The sequence below is a fragment of the Streptomyces sp. NPDC058092 genome (genome assembly GCF_042884935.1).
Classification (GTDB): domain Bacteria; phylum Actinomycetota; class Actinomycetes; order Streptomycetales; family Streptomycetaceae; genus Streptomyces.
This window is the reverse complement of the sequence record NZ_JBHVSY010000012.1, coordinates 37,458-51,469: the sequence shown is the minus strand read 5'-3', so window position 1 is coordinate 51,469 and position 14,012 is coordinate 37,458. Positions and strand designations below refer to the sequence as shown.

The window sequence follows — 14,012 nt, the reverse complement described above, 5'->3', positions numbered from 1 at the left end:
TGGGCGGGCGAACACGCCGTGCGGCTGGCCGCACGGCGACTGATACGACGACGCGGATCCCGTCTTTCGTTCGCGGGCGGACTCCACCCACGAGTGCACCCGCCGTGCAAGATGCTTCAACGCTCTTGCGAGACAGGGTAGTTGGGGGTCATTGTGGATCGGCTTGAATCGGACCCCCCACGGGAGGCGTGCAATGCGTCATGCGAGAAAAGTTCTCCACAGAATCGCCGCATTGGCGATCGCGGTACTGACAGTTGCAGGGATCGGTCTGCTGGGGGCCTCGCCCGCAGCGGCCGTCGACTACTACTACGAACTTCCCTACCCGGCGGGTGAGTCCTACATGGTCACCCAGGGGAACCACGGTGCCTACTCGCACACCGGCCCGTACAACGAGTACGCCTGGGACTTCGGACTCCCGGCGAACTACGAGGTCTCCGCCGCGCAGGGCGGCACGATCCTCGTCTCGGACTGGTCGCCGTACTGGGAGAACGGCATCGAGGTCATCATCCGCCACTCGAACGGCCAGTGCACCCACTACGCGCACCTCAACCGGGCGATCTACAACGCGGGTGCCTGGGTTCCGCAGGGCCGGATCATCGGCTGGTCGGGCGCCACGGGGGCGGCGGCCGGCGCGCATCTGCACTTCCAGGTCATCGACTGCAACACCCGCGTGGGCATCCCGGCCACGATCCAGGGCTGGGTACCTCCCACGGGTTCCTGGCCGGTGAGCGTCAACACGCAGGCCTGATTCCCGTCCCTGCCCCCGCGACCAGCGTCACCACCGACTCGGGCAGCGTCGTGCCGAACGCGGCCAGGATCGTGCCGACCGCCATCTTCCCGACATTGAGGTGCTGGCCCAGCCCCAGCACCCTCAGGACAGGCCCAGCCCCTTGCGGATCCGTGGCTGACCGTGGACCAGCCGCGCCCTGGCCCCGGTCCAGCCGGCAATGTCCGCGTTCTGCGCCGCGGCCGGAGTGTCGGCAGACGACCGTCTGCCGACACTCGCCCCGGTGGGCACGAACCCGCAGGTGGGTACTGTCGACAGCTCGCGTCGGAAGTCAACGCCGGTGAACGGTCACTGGGGCAGTTTCCGGCAATGCTCCTTGGCGGGCCGAGCTCGCCCAGAGGCTGTACGACGCCCGGGAGAAGACCGTCCAGCAGATCGCCGGCATCCCCGCCTCCCCCGCGCCGATCGGTCCTGCCGTGACATCCAACCGGCACAAGGAGCACCAGCACCGGAGGTGATCCTTTGTGGTCACGGCACCACTAGACGTGCTTGAAGTCCGCGACGAACGAGGCCCACGCGGCGGCCCGGAACACGAGCGTCGGGCCCTCGGTCACCTTGGAGTCGCGTACGGGGACGATGCCGGGGTGGCCGTCGGCGACTTCGAGGCAGTTGCCGCCGTCGCCGCCGCTGTACGTGGACTTCCGCCAGGTCGCGACTTCGAGGCAGTCGCCGCCGCTGCCGCCACTGTATGAGGACTTGTGCCAGGTTGCGGTGGACAGGTCGTAGTCAGAACTGCTGATCTTCATGGGCGTAATCCTCCGCCACCGACTCGATGAGAGCCAGGGACAATTCCGGTGACAGTGCGCTGGCCGCAAGCAGATCGTAGGTCAGTTCGTAGCGAGCGACAGGCCCCGGGTCGTCGAGCAGTTGGCCTGAACCGAGCCCGTCCAGATAGGCGAGCGGAGGTGCGTCGGAGAACGACATCAGCTTCAAGCCGCCATCCATGGCGGTGTGTGCGCCCTCGCTGAACGGCAGCACCTGCACGATGATCCGGTGTTCGCGTGCCAGCTTCAGGATGTGGCGCAGTGCCTCGGCCATCACTGTCGGGTTGCCCACCCGTCGACGTAATGCGGCCTCGTCCAGAACCGCCCAGAACACGGGCTCTGTTGGATCGTTCAGGAGCTGCGTTCGTTCGAGTCGTGCCGCGAGCAGATCGTTGATGACGTCTTCCGGAGCCGTCGGCCGGTACGCCCGGAACACCGCTCGCGCGTACGCCTCCGTCTGCAACAGCCCCGGGATCAGCTGGGGTGCGTACTCCTTGATCGCCTTCGCTACGGCCTCCGCCTCGGCCGCTTCGGCGAAGTGATCGGGGTACTTCGACTTCTTCAGGGCGGCGCAGTTGCGTACGAAGAACCCGTCCGCTCTCAGGATCTCGTCCAGCTTCTCGGCCTGATCCACCTGCATCCGTCGCGTGCCGGACTCCAGTTGTCCGATGAAGGAGCCGCTGACGAACATCGGAAGGCCCAGCTCCTCCTGCGAGAGGCCCTCGGCCTCTCTCCGGTGGCGGAGTTCGGCGCCGAGCAGGGCGCGTGGAGAGGAGGAGGGGTCGAGCTTCTTGGGTCCTGGCATGACAACTCCCTGTGACACACGTGCGGTTGTTGGTTCCGCGCCTCTTCCAGGCTAGCTGCGCGTTGGACACGCTGGGTATGCATTGTCATTACTCAGCGTGGAAAGGGATGGGCCATGACGACCAAGGAACGGCGCAGCGTGGCAGAGGGCAGAGTGCGGGCGGCGGAGGACGCGGTGGCGCGGCTGAAGGAGGGGTTCTCGGGGGTGGGGATCACGTTGCCTTCGCTGCGGATCGACCCGGTGACGTGTGCGGGGAGCGAACCGGCGTCGCCGCTGGTGGACCTCGGCCGGTGCAACCTCGACACGGCGCTGCGGCTGAGTGCGGTGCTGGAGGCGCAGGGGTTGGCCGGTCATGGCGGGTGAGGGGCTGGAGCCGTGCGAGCCGGAGCCCGGGTCGTTCGCGGTGGACATCCGGGACGGGCGGGTGGGGCGCGTGATGGGGCGCGTCGGGCCGTACGTACAGCTGCGGCCGCCGGGGGGCGGGGCGGAGTGGGACTGCCCGCCGGAATCGGTGCGTCCGGCGCCGCTCGGGGAGGTGCTGCGGGCCAGGGTCAGGGAGGTCAACCGGGAGGGGCGGCTGCCGTGAGGGTGTCGGCCGGGCAGGTCTGACACGGCGGCGGACGTGCGGAAGGGCGACGCCCTGGGTGGGTGCCGCCCTTCGAGCGGTCCGGTCGGTCCGGTCGACGCGCCTTTCGGAGCGGGGGCTTCGCGTACGAGCCTTGGTGGTGGCGCAATGTAGTGCAATGGTTACCTGAAGTCGCCATCGGTGGCGGATCGGGTGTCGCACGCAGTCAGGAAAATTTCAGGGAGGTCCTGCCAGCGTGCCGTTCCATGACAACCGACACGACTGACACGTATGCGCCCCGCACGCGCTCCCGGGCGCGGCAGATGCTGAACAAGGTCCCGGAAGTAACCCTCTACTTCTGGGTGATCAAGGTGCTGTGCACCACCGTGGGCGAGACCGCGGCCGATCTGCTCAACGACAACCTGGGCATGGGGCTGACCAACACCTCGTACCTGATGAGTGCGCTGCTGGTCGTCACCCTGTTCTTCCAGTTCCGGGCGCGTAAGTATGTGCCGGGCCTGTACTGGTTGTCCGTGGTCCTGATCAGCGTCGTCGGTACGCTGATCAGCGACAACCTGACCGACAACCTCGGCGTTCCGCTCCAGACCACGACCGCGGTGTTCGCGGTGGCGCTCGCCGTCACGTTCTTCGCCTGGTACGCGAGCGAGCGGACCTTGTCCATCCACTCGATCCGGACGACACGCCGTGAGGCGTTCTACTGGCTGGCGATCCTGTTCACGTTCGCGCTGGGCACGTCCGCGGGCGACCTCACGGCGGAGAAGCTGAACCTGGGGTACTGGCTCTCCGCGGTCGTGTTCGCCGCGCTGATCGCGGCCGTGGCGCTTGCGCACCGCACGCTGGACTTCAACGCGGTGTGGTCGTTCTGGATCGCGTACGTCCTGACCAGGCCGCTCGGTGCCTCGCTGGGCGACTACCTGTCGCAGCCCACGGCGGACGGCGGGCTGGGGCTGGGCACGGTCGGCACCAGCATCCTGTTCCTCGTCGTCATCCTCGGCCTGGTCGTCTTCCTGACCCGGACCCGGCGCGATGTGGCGGAGGACGGTGCCGTCGAGACGGCCGGCGCGCGGGGAGTCAGCCCGCGGGAAGGGTGACGACGAAGCGTGCGCCGGGGGCCGCGGCGGCCAGCGCGATGTCGCCGCCCGCGGCCCTGGCCAGTCGGCGGGCCAGGGCCAGACCGAGCCCCGCGCCGTCGTGTCCGTCCTCGGGGCGGGCGCGGCGGCCGGGTTCGAAGAGCGAGGCGACGAAGTCCTCGGGGACCCCGGGGCCGTCGTCGGACACGTACACCGTGACCTCGCCCGCGCTCGCCTCGCAGGTGAGGCTGATCGAGTGGGCGGCGTAGCGGCGGGCGTTGTCCAGGAGCGGCGTCAGGATGCGCTCGGCGACGTCCTGCGAGACGCCGATGCTCACGTCGGGGGGCGGTGTGCCGGGTGGTGATGTGCTGGGCGGTGCTGTGCTGTTCGTCACGACGGTCACCGGCGGGGCTGCGGGAAACAGGGTTGCGTTGCGTTCTGCCAGGTGGTGCGCGATGTCGGCGAAGCGGGAGCGGCCGGGGGTCTGCGCGTTGCGGGTACGGACCTCCGAGAGCAGTGAGTCGCAGATCTGCTGCATGGTCGCGGCGGCGCCTCCGATGGCCTCCAGGGAGGTCTCCCGCTCCTGCGCGGAGCGCGGGCGTCCGGTCAGCCACTCGGTTTCGGCGGCGATGCGGGCGAGCGGGGTGCGCAGTTCGTGGGAGAGCTCGGCGGCCTGCTGCTGCTCGTGGCGCAGGACGGCGGCCAGCCGGTCCAGCAGGGCGTCCAGGCTGGTCGCGAACGCGGCCAGCTCGGCGGGCCGGTCCTCGGCACCGAACCGTTCGGGGGCGCCCGCGGCGCTCCACCGGTTGGCCTGTTCGCTCATCGAGGCGACGGGGCGCAGGGCCCGTCGTACGACGAGGCGGGTCAGCAGATAGATGGTGGCGAGCAGGAGCACGGCCAGTGCGATCGAACCGACCAGGGCGGTGTCCGCCGTGCTGCGGTACGGGTCGAGGCTCACGGAGCTGACGACGGTGCCGGCCTGCGTGGGCGGGTGCCCCGGCCGGGCGGGGGTGTCGACGGGGAACGCGTACAGCCGCCACGACCCGGGGCCCTCGGTGTCGGCGAACGTCTCGCGTCCTCCCGCGAGCCGGGCCGCCCGGGTCTCCAGGCCGGCGGGTGCGGTGGGAGGCTTCTCGACCACCGTGCCGCCCCGGAAGATCCAGACCCCTACGTCCAGGGCCCGGTCCTCGGTCGGCTCCCGGACGACGAGCCGGCCGTCCGGGCGCACGTCCACTGTCGCCGCCACGGCCTCGGCGCGGGTGCGCAGGACGTCGTCGGCCTGTCCGTGGAGCCGGTTGTCGAGGGCGATGTTGAAGACGGTGGTGAGGACGCCGACCCACAGCGCACTGGCGGCGAGGGCCATCAGGGCGAGGCGGCCGCGGAGGGTGCGGGGGGTGAAGTAGCGGTTCATCAGCCGAAGCGGTAGCCGATGCCGCGGACGGTGCTGATGGTCTGCGGGCTGTCCGCCTCGCGGAGTTTGCGGCGCAGGCGGGTCAAGTACTGGTCCAGGGTGTTGTCGCTGACCTGCGCCCCCGCCGGCCAGCCCGCCCGCAGCAGGGCCCGGCGGCGCACCACGATCCCGGGGCCGGACATCAGGCACGCCAGCAGGCGGAACTCGGTCGGCGTCAGGGCCACGGGCCGGCCGTGGACCGTCAGCTCGTGCTTCATCGGGTTCAGCCGCATCGCGCCCGCGTTGTCGGCGAGGGCGCTGTCGTGGTGACCGGTGCGGTTCAGGACCGCGCGGACGCGGGCCGCGAGCTCGCTGAGGTGGAACGGCTTCACCAGGTAGTCGTCGCCGCCCGAGGCGAACCCGGAGAGCCGGTCGGTGAGATTGCCGTGGGCGGTGAGGAAAATCACCGGAACGGTGACCCCCGCACCGCGCATCGCCTGGCACACATCGCGCCCGTCGGAGTCGGGCAGCCCCACGTCGAGCACGACCGCGTGCACCGACTCGTCGACGGTCTTCAGGGCGGTGGCGCCGTCGACGGCGGTCACGACGTCGAAGTCCTCGTCGCGCAGGCCACGGGCCAGGACATCGCGCAGGCCGTGGTCGTCCTCGACGACGAGAATGCGTGCAGCGGTCACCCGGCCAGTATTACCCGGTCCGCACGCGCGTTCAGGTTCCGTTCAGGTGGCGTGCGACACCATCGGGGCGTGGCCGGGGCGGAGCAGTATGTGCGGACGGACCGGCGCCGCCCGGTCGCGGTAGCGTGACGGGGTGGCGCACACCGTGGTCATCGAGGACGACCCGGCGATCGGCAGCCGGCTGGTCGCCACCCTGCGGGTGCTGGGCCATGACAGCCAGTGGTGCCCCGACGGGGCGAGCGCCCTCGCCGTCACGGAGCGGCGGCCCGCCGCCGATCTCTTCCTCGTCGATCTGGGGCTGCCGGACATCGACGGTTTCGAACTCTGCCGCAGACTCCGTGAGCGGGCGCCGGACGCGGTGCTGGTCGTGCTGACCGCCCGTACGGCGGAGATGGATGTCATCCAGGCGCTGGAGTGCGGCGCCGACGACTATCTGACCAAGCCGTTCCGGCTCGCCGAACTCCAGGCACGGGTCACCGCCCATCTGCGGCGCGCGGCGCCCCGCGCGTTCGGCAGTGCACCTCATCTCCGTGTCGGGGCGCTGGTGATCGACCCGTCGGCGCGACGCTGCACCACCCCGGCCGGCGAGGTGGAACTCAGGCCCCGCGAATTCGACCTGCTGGTGCGGCTCGCGGTCCACCCGGGGCAGGCGGTGAGCCGGGAGGCTCTGATGAGCGACGTGTGGGACGAGAATTGGTTCGGCCCCACCAAGACCCTCGACGTCCATGTGGCCGCCCTCCGCCGCAAGCTCGGTGACCAGGTGCGCATCACGACGCTGCGGCAGTTCGGGTACCGGCTGGAGGAATCCACCGGGCCGTGACCGCAGCGGGGTCATGAGAAGCGGTGGCCGTAGTCGGGTCATGAGAAGCCGTGACCGAGGTCCGGTCATGAGAGGTCGTGACCGTAGTCCGGTCATGAGAAAGGGCGTGCCGTGCGTCGTCGCATTCTGAGAGCGACCGTTCTCGCCGTGGCGTGCGCGGTGCTGCTCTTCGCGCTGCCGCTGGGTTACGCGGCGCTGCGGCTGTACCAGCAGGACGAGGAGCGGGAGGCGCAGTCGCTGGGCGAACAGGTCGCGCTCAGCCTGCCCGAGCGGATCACCGCCACGGGCGACCCGATCGAGCTGCCGCCCGTCGAGTCCGGTACGGACATCGCGGTGTACGGGACCGGCTCCCGCCGCGTCCTCGGGACGGGTCCGGGTGCGGGTGATGCCCCGGTACGGGAGGCGGAGGCGGGCCGGGTCGTCACCCGGCAGATCGGCGACAGCCTGGTCGTGGCCGTTCCCGTGGGGGGATCGGAGCAGGTGCGGGCAGTCGTACGGGTCGCCTCACCGGCCTCCGAGCCCCTGCGGCGGGCCGCGCTGACCTGGACCGGAATGCTGGCGCTGGCGGCGGTCGCGGTGGGTGTGGGCGCCCTGCTGGCCGTACGGTCGAGCAGGCGGCTGGCCCGCCCGCTGGAGGAGCTGGCCGGGGTCGCCCGGGAGATGGAGGGCGGCGATCTGACGGCCAGGGCGGAGCCGTCCGGGCTTCCGGAGCCGGACGCGGTCGGCCATGCGCTGGCGCGGGCCGCTGTCCGTATCGATGAACTCCTGCGCCGGGAGCGGGCGTTCAGTGCGGACGCCTCGCATCAGCTGCGTACGGCACTGACCGGCGTACGACTGGAACTGGAGATGTCCCTCGCGGCCGGTCCGGACGCAGATGTTCCGGACGCTGATGTGGCAGAGGGCGGTGCGGGTGCCGGGTCGCGTGCGGCCGTCCGCTCGGCCCTGGCGCAGCTCGAACGCATGGAAGCCACCCTGGACGATCTGCTCGCCCTCGCCAGGGACGTACCCGAACGGGCGCCGCTCGACCTCGCGGCCCTGCTCGCCCGTGCCCAGGAGGACTGGCACGGGCCGCTCGCCGCACAGGGGCGGCGCCTGGAGATCAGGGTCGACGACGCCCTGCCGCAGGCGCTCGGCTCGCGGCGGGCCGCCCGCCAGATCCTCGACGTACTGCTCTCCAACGCGGCGACGCACGGTCGGGGCACGGTGACCGTGCACGCGAAGGAGACGGCCGGGGTCGTCGCCGTCGATGTCGAGGACGAGGGGGACGGCATCCCGGAAGCGGGTACGGACGGTGTCTTCGAGCGGCGGGGCGGTGACGGAGGCCGCTCGGGCGGTGCGGCCGTGCGGGCGGGCGGACCGGCCGCCGGAGGCCATGGGATCGGACTCGCGCTGGCCCGGTCACTGGCCGAGGCCGAGGGCGGGAGGCTGTTCGTCTCCCGGCCCCGGCCCCGGCCCCGGTTCACCTGGCTCCTGGCGGCGTCACCGGTGGAGGAGCAAGGAGCCTCACAGCTCCCGTAGTTCGGTCAGCGGAGGTCTGCGTGCGTGCCGCGCCGACGCCCAGGCCGCCGCCGCCAGCGTGGCCGCGGTGACTCCGGCCAGCGCGACGAGATACGCCCACGGCACCGCGACCTGGTCCGGGGGCGGGTCGAAGACCCCGGAGAGCACCTTCACCAGCATCTGCGACAGGGCCCATCCCATGACCGCACCGGCCGCGCCACCCGCCACCGCGACCAGCGCCGCCTCGCTCCACACGAACCCGGACAGTTGCCGGCCCCTGGCCCCCAGAACCGAGGCCAGCGCCAGCGTGCGACGCCGTTCGGCCAGGCCCAGGGCCAGGACGAGACCGCCCGCCGCCGCACCGATCACCAGGGCGAAGCCCAGCTCGACCCGAGTGAGTCCGGCGAGATCGACCGCGGTCAGGCTGGAGCCGACGACGGCCTGCGACGACGGCAGATCCGTGACATGGGCGCTCGGGCCCAACGCCTTCTTCGCCAGGTCCGCCACCTGGCGCTGGCCGGTGCCCCCGGTGTCGGCGAGCAGTGTCCCGGCGGCGCCGCTGCCCGTTGTACGCGCGATGTACGAGGCGTTGGCGACCAGGAAGCTGTCCTTCGGGGCGGTCGGGAACTCCTTGACGACACCCTGGAAGTGGAAGGGGATCGTGCGCAGTTGACCGGTCCGCGCGTCGGTCAGGCGCAGCCGCACCTGATCGCCGGGGTGCAACTGGAAGTCGTGCGCCGTCTCCGCGCTGACCAGCAGCCCGTCCGGGCGCTGGGCCAGACGGTCCATCAGGGACCGTGCGGTGCCGCCGGAGAAATAGGCGTCCTGGAGCCGGCCCGCCGACACGATGCTCGCGGGCCGTACCCCGTACAGATCCTGCAAGTCGGCGCCCACATAGGCGAACCGGTGCTGGAGCGGTTCCACATGCCGTACCCCCGGCACCGCCGCCAGCTTTGCGGTGTCCGCCGCGGAAAGGGCCGGCTGGGTGACGGTGACATCGGCTCCGTTGGTCAACACCGCGTCCACCGCCGCCTGTTGGCGGTACGTGGAGTTGAACACGCCGGTCGACACGGCGAACGCGCAGGCCAGTGCCAGCAGCACCACCGAGCGGACCACGGTGCCGCGCTGCCGGGACAGGCCGGCCGCGACTGTGCCGGACAGGACCCCGGCCGCCGGGCGGAACAGCCGGGCGAGGACCGGCCTGCCGCGGCGCAGCAGCAGATCCACCAGCAGCCACGCCACCACCGCGCCGCCTGCCCACAGCAGCGCGGGACCGGCGAACGCCCAGTAGTCGACCGACAGGGTCGGCGTGCCTTCGGGCGCCAGGACCAGGGCGTAGTTGGTGGCGCTCGTGGCGCGGAAGACGGCCAGCGAACCGGCGAGCAGGCCGAGTCCCAGCACCCACCACGCGGTACGCGGCACCGTGCGCCGCTCGACCGCGGTGCGTCCCGAGACGATCGTGGCCCGGCGGGCGTCGTAGCGGGCGGGCACCAGCACGGTCGCCGCCGCGACGAGGGCGCCGACGACGCACGCGATCAGCATCCAGGACAGCGGAATGCCCGTGCCGTGGAAGGCCCAGCGGTCCACCAGCGCGGCCAGCCCCAGACCACCGGCCGCGCCGAGCACCGCGACCACGGCCGCCTCCACACCGGCCAGGCCCATCAGCCGGCCGACGGTCGCACCGCGCGTCCGCAGCAGCGCCTGCTCCTTGCGGCGACGGCCCGCACCGGACTGGGCGACCGCCCAGGTCAGGGCCGCGGCCAGCACAGCCCCGGGCACGCCGAGGAAGAGGAAGAGCAGCTGTGCGTACAGGGCGTCGGACCGGGCGGCGTCCAGGACCGAACCGAGATTGTCGCCGACCAGGCCGGTACCGGCGAGCCGCACCTCGGCGTGGTGTGCGTTGCCGGTGGCCGTGGCGTACGCGGCGGCCGGGTCGGACGGCAGGGAGTGGGTGCGCAGGGTGTGGATCTGCGACTGCACCAGGTCGGGGCGGGCCGAGGCGAGCGGACCGAAGACGGAGTCCCAGGTCTGCCGGGGCATCAGGACGACATTGTCCGGCGGCGCGGAGGGCTGCGACTGGGGCGGGGCGCCCACCTTCTGGAACAACGAGTCCGCGAACGGCAGATCGACCACACCGGCCACCTTCACCGGCACGGGCGGCAGCCCGCCCGCCCGCTCGATGGTGATCGTGTCACCGGGGGCCGCGTGCAGATTGGCGGCGGTCTGCTGGGCGAGGAGCACGCCCTGCTCCCGGCCGGCCAGCAGCCGGATCTCGCCGGGGAACGTGGCGGCGTAACCGGGAGGCAGGCCGAGGACCGAACCCGCGCCGGTCTTCTGTGTCGTTCCGCCGGTGTGCGCGCCCAGACCACCGGTCCGTGCGTACCCGACCGGCAGGGCCGCCCTGGTGCCGGGCAGGCCCCGTACGGTGGACAGCACGTGCTGTGCGTCCGCGCCGGTGGCCACCTGCACCTGCCAGTCCACGGACACCGAACGCACCGACTGGGACGTCATGGTGGCGCGGGTCGTGGACAGGAAACCGCCGAGCGCCGCGAGCAGCGCGACGGCGACCATGACACCGAGCGCCGTCCCGATCAGGCGTCCGCTGCGCACCCGCAGCAGGCCCGAGAGCCAGATTCCGATCATCGCAACTCACGTTCCCGGTCGGGGGTTTCGGGCTGTACGAGACGGCCGTCGGCCATGTACCAGCGCTCGTCGAGGGCGCCCGCCACCCGGGCGTCATGGGTGGTGATCAGAACGGCCGCGCCGAGCGAGTCGGCGGCCGACAGCAGCACCTCCAGCACGTGCCGGGCGGTCTCGCGGTCGAGCTGGCCGGTCGGCTCGTCGGCCAGGATCAGCCGCGGCCCGCGGGCCAGCATCCGGGCGACCGCGACGCGTTGCGCCTGACCCGCGGACATCTCGTCCGGGAGTTTGGCGGCCAGCGTGCCGAGCTCCAGCTCGGCCAGGGCGGCGGACGCCCGGTCGGCGGCCTCGTCCGTCGTGAGGCCGTCGATGAGCAGAGGCAGGGAGACGTTCTCCAGGGCGGTGAGCGGCGGCAGCAGGCTGGGCCCCTGGAAGACGACCCCGATGTCCCGGGCCTGCAGGATGTCCGCGGCGCCTTCGGGGTCCATGGTCAGCCCGGGGTGGCCGACCGTACCGGCCGTGGGCCGGTCGAGGGCCGCCATCAGATGCAGCAGGGTCGACTTGCCGGAGCCGGAGGGGCCGACCACGGCGATCCGCGCACCGGCGGGGACGACGCAGTTCGCCCCGTGCACGGCGACGACGGCGTTCGGCCCCGAGCCGTAGGTGCGGGCCGCGTCCACGCAGACGACGAGCGGCTTCGCGGACGTGGGGCCGGCGCCGGTCATCGCACCCACCTCCCGTCACGCAGCCGGAGCACCCGGTCGGCGACGGCGGCAACCGCGCGCGAGTGGGTGACCAGGACCATCGCCGTGCCCGCACGCGCGCGTTCGCGCAGCAGCGCGAGGACGCGGCGCTCCGTCTCCCCGTCGACCTCGCCGGTCAGCTCGTCGGCCAGCAGAACGGCCGGGTTGTTGGCCAGTGCGACGGCCAGCCCGGCGCGGGCGGCTTCACCGCCCGACAGCTGCCGGGGCAGTGCGCCCGCCCGGGGGGCGATGCCGACGTCCCGGAGCAGCTCGTGCACTCCGGGGCGGTCCGTGCCGCCCGAAATTCCCTGCACCAGCCGGATGTTGTCGCGGACGGTGAGGTGATCCAGCAGGTTGCCGGACTGGAACAACACGCCGATGTAGCGGGCACGGAGCCGGCTGCGCAGGTGTTCCTGCTGGTGGGAGAGGCGTTCACCGGCGACGTGCACGGTGCCGCCGTCGGGTTCGTCGAGCCCGGCCAGACAGCTCAGCAACGTGGTCTTCCCGGAACCGGAAGGACCGGTCACCGCGACGATCTCGCCCTTCTCGACCTGGAGCCCCACGCCCTGGAGCGCGAACGTCTCCTCCTCGCCCGCGCGGAAGAACCGGTACAGGGAATCGGCGGTGAGCCGGGTCGCGGTCATCACGCCCACCGGAAGGAGTCCGTCACGATCTGCCAGGGATCGACGTTGTCGGCTCCCACGGCACCGGACAGGGTCAGCACGACCTGGGTGCCGTTCTGCCAGAACGCGTACCGCTCGACATCCTGGCGCACGCTCTTCCCGGTCACCTGGTCGGGCGCCGAGTCGGCCCGGTAGGTGGCCAGCACGGCGGTGCCGCCCGAGCGCTTCACGGTACCGACCTTCCCCACCGTGACGTTCTTCGCGCTGCGCCCGACGGCCGGCAGATCGACCGAGCGGACCGACTGGACCGTGGGGGCCCGGTTCGCCGGACTCCGGTCGATCCGGACGCTGTTGAACTTGTCGCTGAACACCGTGGCCCCGCCCACCTGCTGACGGGCCCACCCCTCGGGCACCTTCACCGTGTAGCCGCCGCCGGACGGCGACCACGCGACGTACACCTGGTCGTCGGGGATGTCACCGGCCGGATTCACCTCCTTCGGAGGCGCGACCGCGGCGGAGGACGACGAGTGCGAGGAACCGGACGAACCGGAGGAGGAGGAACAGGCCGCGGCCCCGGTGACGACCACAAGGCCGGTCATCACCGCTGACAAAGTACGACGCATGGGGAACACCTCTGCGCGAGCGAAGGAGCCGACCGGGATGCCGTCTCCACTGCGACGCTAGAAACCCACCGGCCAGCGCCGTGGTCGTGGAGGGTTAGCGGGGGGTTAACGCCGACGGGCGCACGGCGGAGGGTCGCTGCGTACGTCACACGATCGTGGGACGCTGGTGGGAGCGGCGAACTGCCGCAGAACCGTCGATCTACGCTCCTTTGACAGGCCACAGGAGAAGGGACCCGCGATGACTGCCGCGATGGTCGAGAACGACCAGGCCTCTGAGGGCCGCCCGTGGGACTACCTGCTGCAGACATGGCGTGAACTGGACGTGCCCGAGGGGTGGCGCGCCGAGATCGACGAAGGGCAGATCGTCTTGGTACCTCCGCCTCATGCGCATCACAACGGCATCGCCGAAATGGTGCAGCATCGCCTGTATCGGGCGCTCCCCGAAGAATTGGGCATCTACCAGACCCTCGGCGTCCACGTTGCGCCCCTCGACAGGCTCTACGTCCCCGATCTGGTCATCATGGAGCGCGAACTGATCATGGCCGCCGACCCGGAGACCAGCGATCCGATGGACGCGTCGGACGCGCTGCTCATCGTCGAGATCACGTCGAAGGGAAATGCCCGGGACGACCGGACGAAGAAGTACCGCGCCTATGCGCGCGCGGGCGTACCCATGTACCTGTTGATCGACCGGTTCGACACGCGTGGCGCGATGGCCACCCTGTTCACCGAGCCGAACGAGGACGGGACGTACAAGCACTCCGACCCGGTGCCGTTCGGGAAGCCGCTCATGCTGCCGGAGCCGTTCGGCACGACGCTCCTCACGGAGGAGTTCCCGGTCTGAGAAGGCATGGAAGTGGGGGGGGCCCCCCCCCCGGGGGGGGCCCCCCGCCCAGGCCGGGGGGGGGGGGCGGCCCGGGGGGGTTTAAAAAACAGTCGCGGCCCGGCGCGGAGGGGGGGGTGGTAGGG

Annotated in this window: 15 protein-coding genes; 7 read left to right on the top strand and 8 right to left on the bottom strand. The window is 71.4% G+C overall.

Going from position 1 to position 14,012, the window contains the following annotated elements:
- Positions 1-232: 232 nt before the first annotated feature.
- Complete coding sequence (locus ACFVV1_RS20890; RefSeq protein ID WP_389991077.1) at positions 233-748, top strand: M23 family metallopeptidase; 516 nt, start codon at positions 233-235, stop codon at positions 746-748.
- Positions 749-1,266: 518 nt separating this feature from the next.
- On the opposite strand, the gene ACFVV1_RS20885 is transcribed toward ACFVV1_RS20890, so the two are convergent.
- Positions 1,267-1,533: a DUF397 domain-containing protein gene (locus ACFVV1_RS20885; protein WP_389991074.1), complete on the bottom strand. Its 267-nt coding sequence runs from the start codon at positions 1,531-1,533 to the stop codon at positions 1,267-1,269.
- Positions 1,514-2,356 (bottom strand): Scr1 family TA system antitoxin-like transcriptional regulator, encoded by an 843-nt coding sequence (locus ACFVV1_RS20880; protein ID WP_389991071.1) that lies wholly within the window; start codon positions 2,354-2,356, stop codon positions 1,514-1,516. Before ACFVV1_RS20880 ends, ACFVV1_RS20885 begins: the two co-directional genes overlap by 20 nt.
- 114 nt (positions 2,357-2,470) lie before the next feature.
- On the opposite strand from ACFVV1_RS20880, the gene ACFVV1_RS20875 reads away from it, so the two are divergent.
- The 3 genes from ACFVV1_RS20875 (at position 2,471) to ACFVV1_RS20865 (ending at position 4,033) form a co-directional block, all read left to right on the top strand.
- Entirely contained in the window at positions 2,471-2,719 is a 249-nt protein-coding gene (locus ACFVV1_RS20875) for a hypothetical protein (protein WP_389991068.1), read from the top strand.
- A complete protein-coding gene (locus tag ACFVV1_RS20870) occupies positions 2,709-2,942 on the top strand; it encodes a hypothetical protein (RefSeq protein WP_389991065.1) in 234 nt (77 codons plus the stop codon). Before ACFVV1_RS20875 ends, ACFVV1_RS20870 begins: the two co-directional genes overlap by 11 nt.
- A gap of 245 nt (positions 2,943-3,187) precedes the next feature.
- Positions 3,188-4,033, top strand: coding sequence for a hypothetical protein (locus ACFVV1_RS20865; protein ID WP_389991062.1), 846 nt, complete (start codon positions 3,188-3,190; stop codon positions 4,031-4,033).
- Here ACFVV1_RS20865 and ACFVV1_RS20860 read toward each other — a convergent pair.
- A complete protein-coding gene (locus ACFVV1_RS20860; protein ID WP_389991059.1) occupies positions 4,014-5,423 on the bottom strand; it encodes an ATP-binding protein in 1,410 nt (469 codons plus the stop codon). The genes ACFVV1_RS20865 and ACFVV1_RS20860 overlap by 20 nt on opposite strands.
- Positions 5,423-6,097, bottom strand: coding sequence for a response regulator transcription factor (locus ACFVV1_RS20855; RefSeq protein WP_389991056.1), 675 nt, complete (start codon positions 6,095-6,097; stop codon positions 5,423-5,425). The genes ACFVV1_RS20860 and ACFVV1_RS20855 overlap by 1 nt, the downstream gene beginning before the upstream one ends.
- A 133-nt stretch (positions 6,098-6,230) precedes the next feature.
- Here ACFVV1_RS20855 and ACFVV1_RS20850 point away from each other — a divergent pair, with 133 nt between their 5' ends.
- Both ACFVV1_RS20850 and ACFVV1_RS20845 read left to right on the top strand, forming a co-directional pair.
- Positions 6,231-6,917 (top strand): response regulator transcription factor, encoded by a 687-nt coding sequence (locus ACFVV1_RS20850; RefSeq protein WP_389991053.1) that lies wholly within the window; start codon positions 6,231-6,233, stop codon positions 6,915-6,917.
- A gap of 111 nt (positions 6,918-7,028) precedes the next feature.
- Positions 7,029-8,435: a sensor histidine kinase gene (locus tag ACFVV1_RS20845; protein WP_389991050.1), complete on the top strand. Its 1,407-nt coding sequence runs from the start codon at positions 7,029-7,031 to the stop codon at positions 8,433-8,435.
- On the opposite strand, the gene ACFVV1_RS20840 is transcribed toward ACFVV1_RS20845, so the two are convergent.
- The 4 genes from ACFVV1_RS20840 to ACFVV1_RS20825 are packed head-to-tail and all read right to left on the bottom strand — an operon-like array spanning position 8,421 to position 13,043.
- A complete protein-coding gene (locus tag ACFVV1_RS20840) occupies positions 8,421-11,057 on the bottom strand; it encodes an FtsX-like permease family protein (protein WP_389991047.1) in 2,637 nt (878 codons plus the stop codon). The genes ACFVV1_RS20845 and ACFVV1_RS20840 overlap by 15 nt on opposite strands.
- Positions 11,054-11,779: an ABC transporter ATP-binding protein gene (locus ACFVV1_RS20835; protein ID WP_389991044.1), complete on the bottom strand. Its 726-nt coding sequence runs from the start codon at positions 11,777-11,779 to the stop codon at positions 11,054-11,056. Before ACFVV1_RS20835 ends, ACFVV1_RS20840 begins: the two co-directional genes overlap by 4 nt.
- The gene (locus ACFVV1_RS20830; protein ID WP_389991041.1) at positions 11,776-12,441 is read right to left on the bottom strand and encodes an ABC transporter ATP-binding protein; all 666 of its coding nucleotides are present in this window, start codon (positions 12,439-12,441) and stop codon (positions 11,776-11,778) included. Before ACFVV1_RS20830 ends, ACFVV1_RS20835 begins: the two co-directional genes overlap by 4 nt.
- Positions 12,441-13,043: a hypothetical protein gene (locus ACFVV1_RS20825; RefSeq protein WP_389991038.1), complete on the bottom strand. Its 603-nt coding sequence runs from the start codon at positions 13,041-13,043 to the stop codon at positions 12,441-12,443. The genes ACFVV1_RS20830 and ACFVV1_RS20825 overlap by 1 nt, the downstream gene beginning before the upstream one ends.
- A 238-nt stretch (positions 13,044-13,281) precedes the next feature.
- Between ACFVV1_RS20825 and ACFVV1_RS20820 the strand changes: the two genes are divergently transcribed.
- Positions 13,282-13,887, top strand: a complete 606-nt coding sequence (locus ACFVV1_RS20820) for a Uma2 family endonuclease (RefSeq protein WP_389991034.1) — start codon at positions 13,282-13,284, stop codon at positions 13,885-13,887.
- The last annotated feature ends 125 nt before the right edge of the window (positions 13,888-14,012 follow it).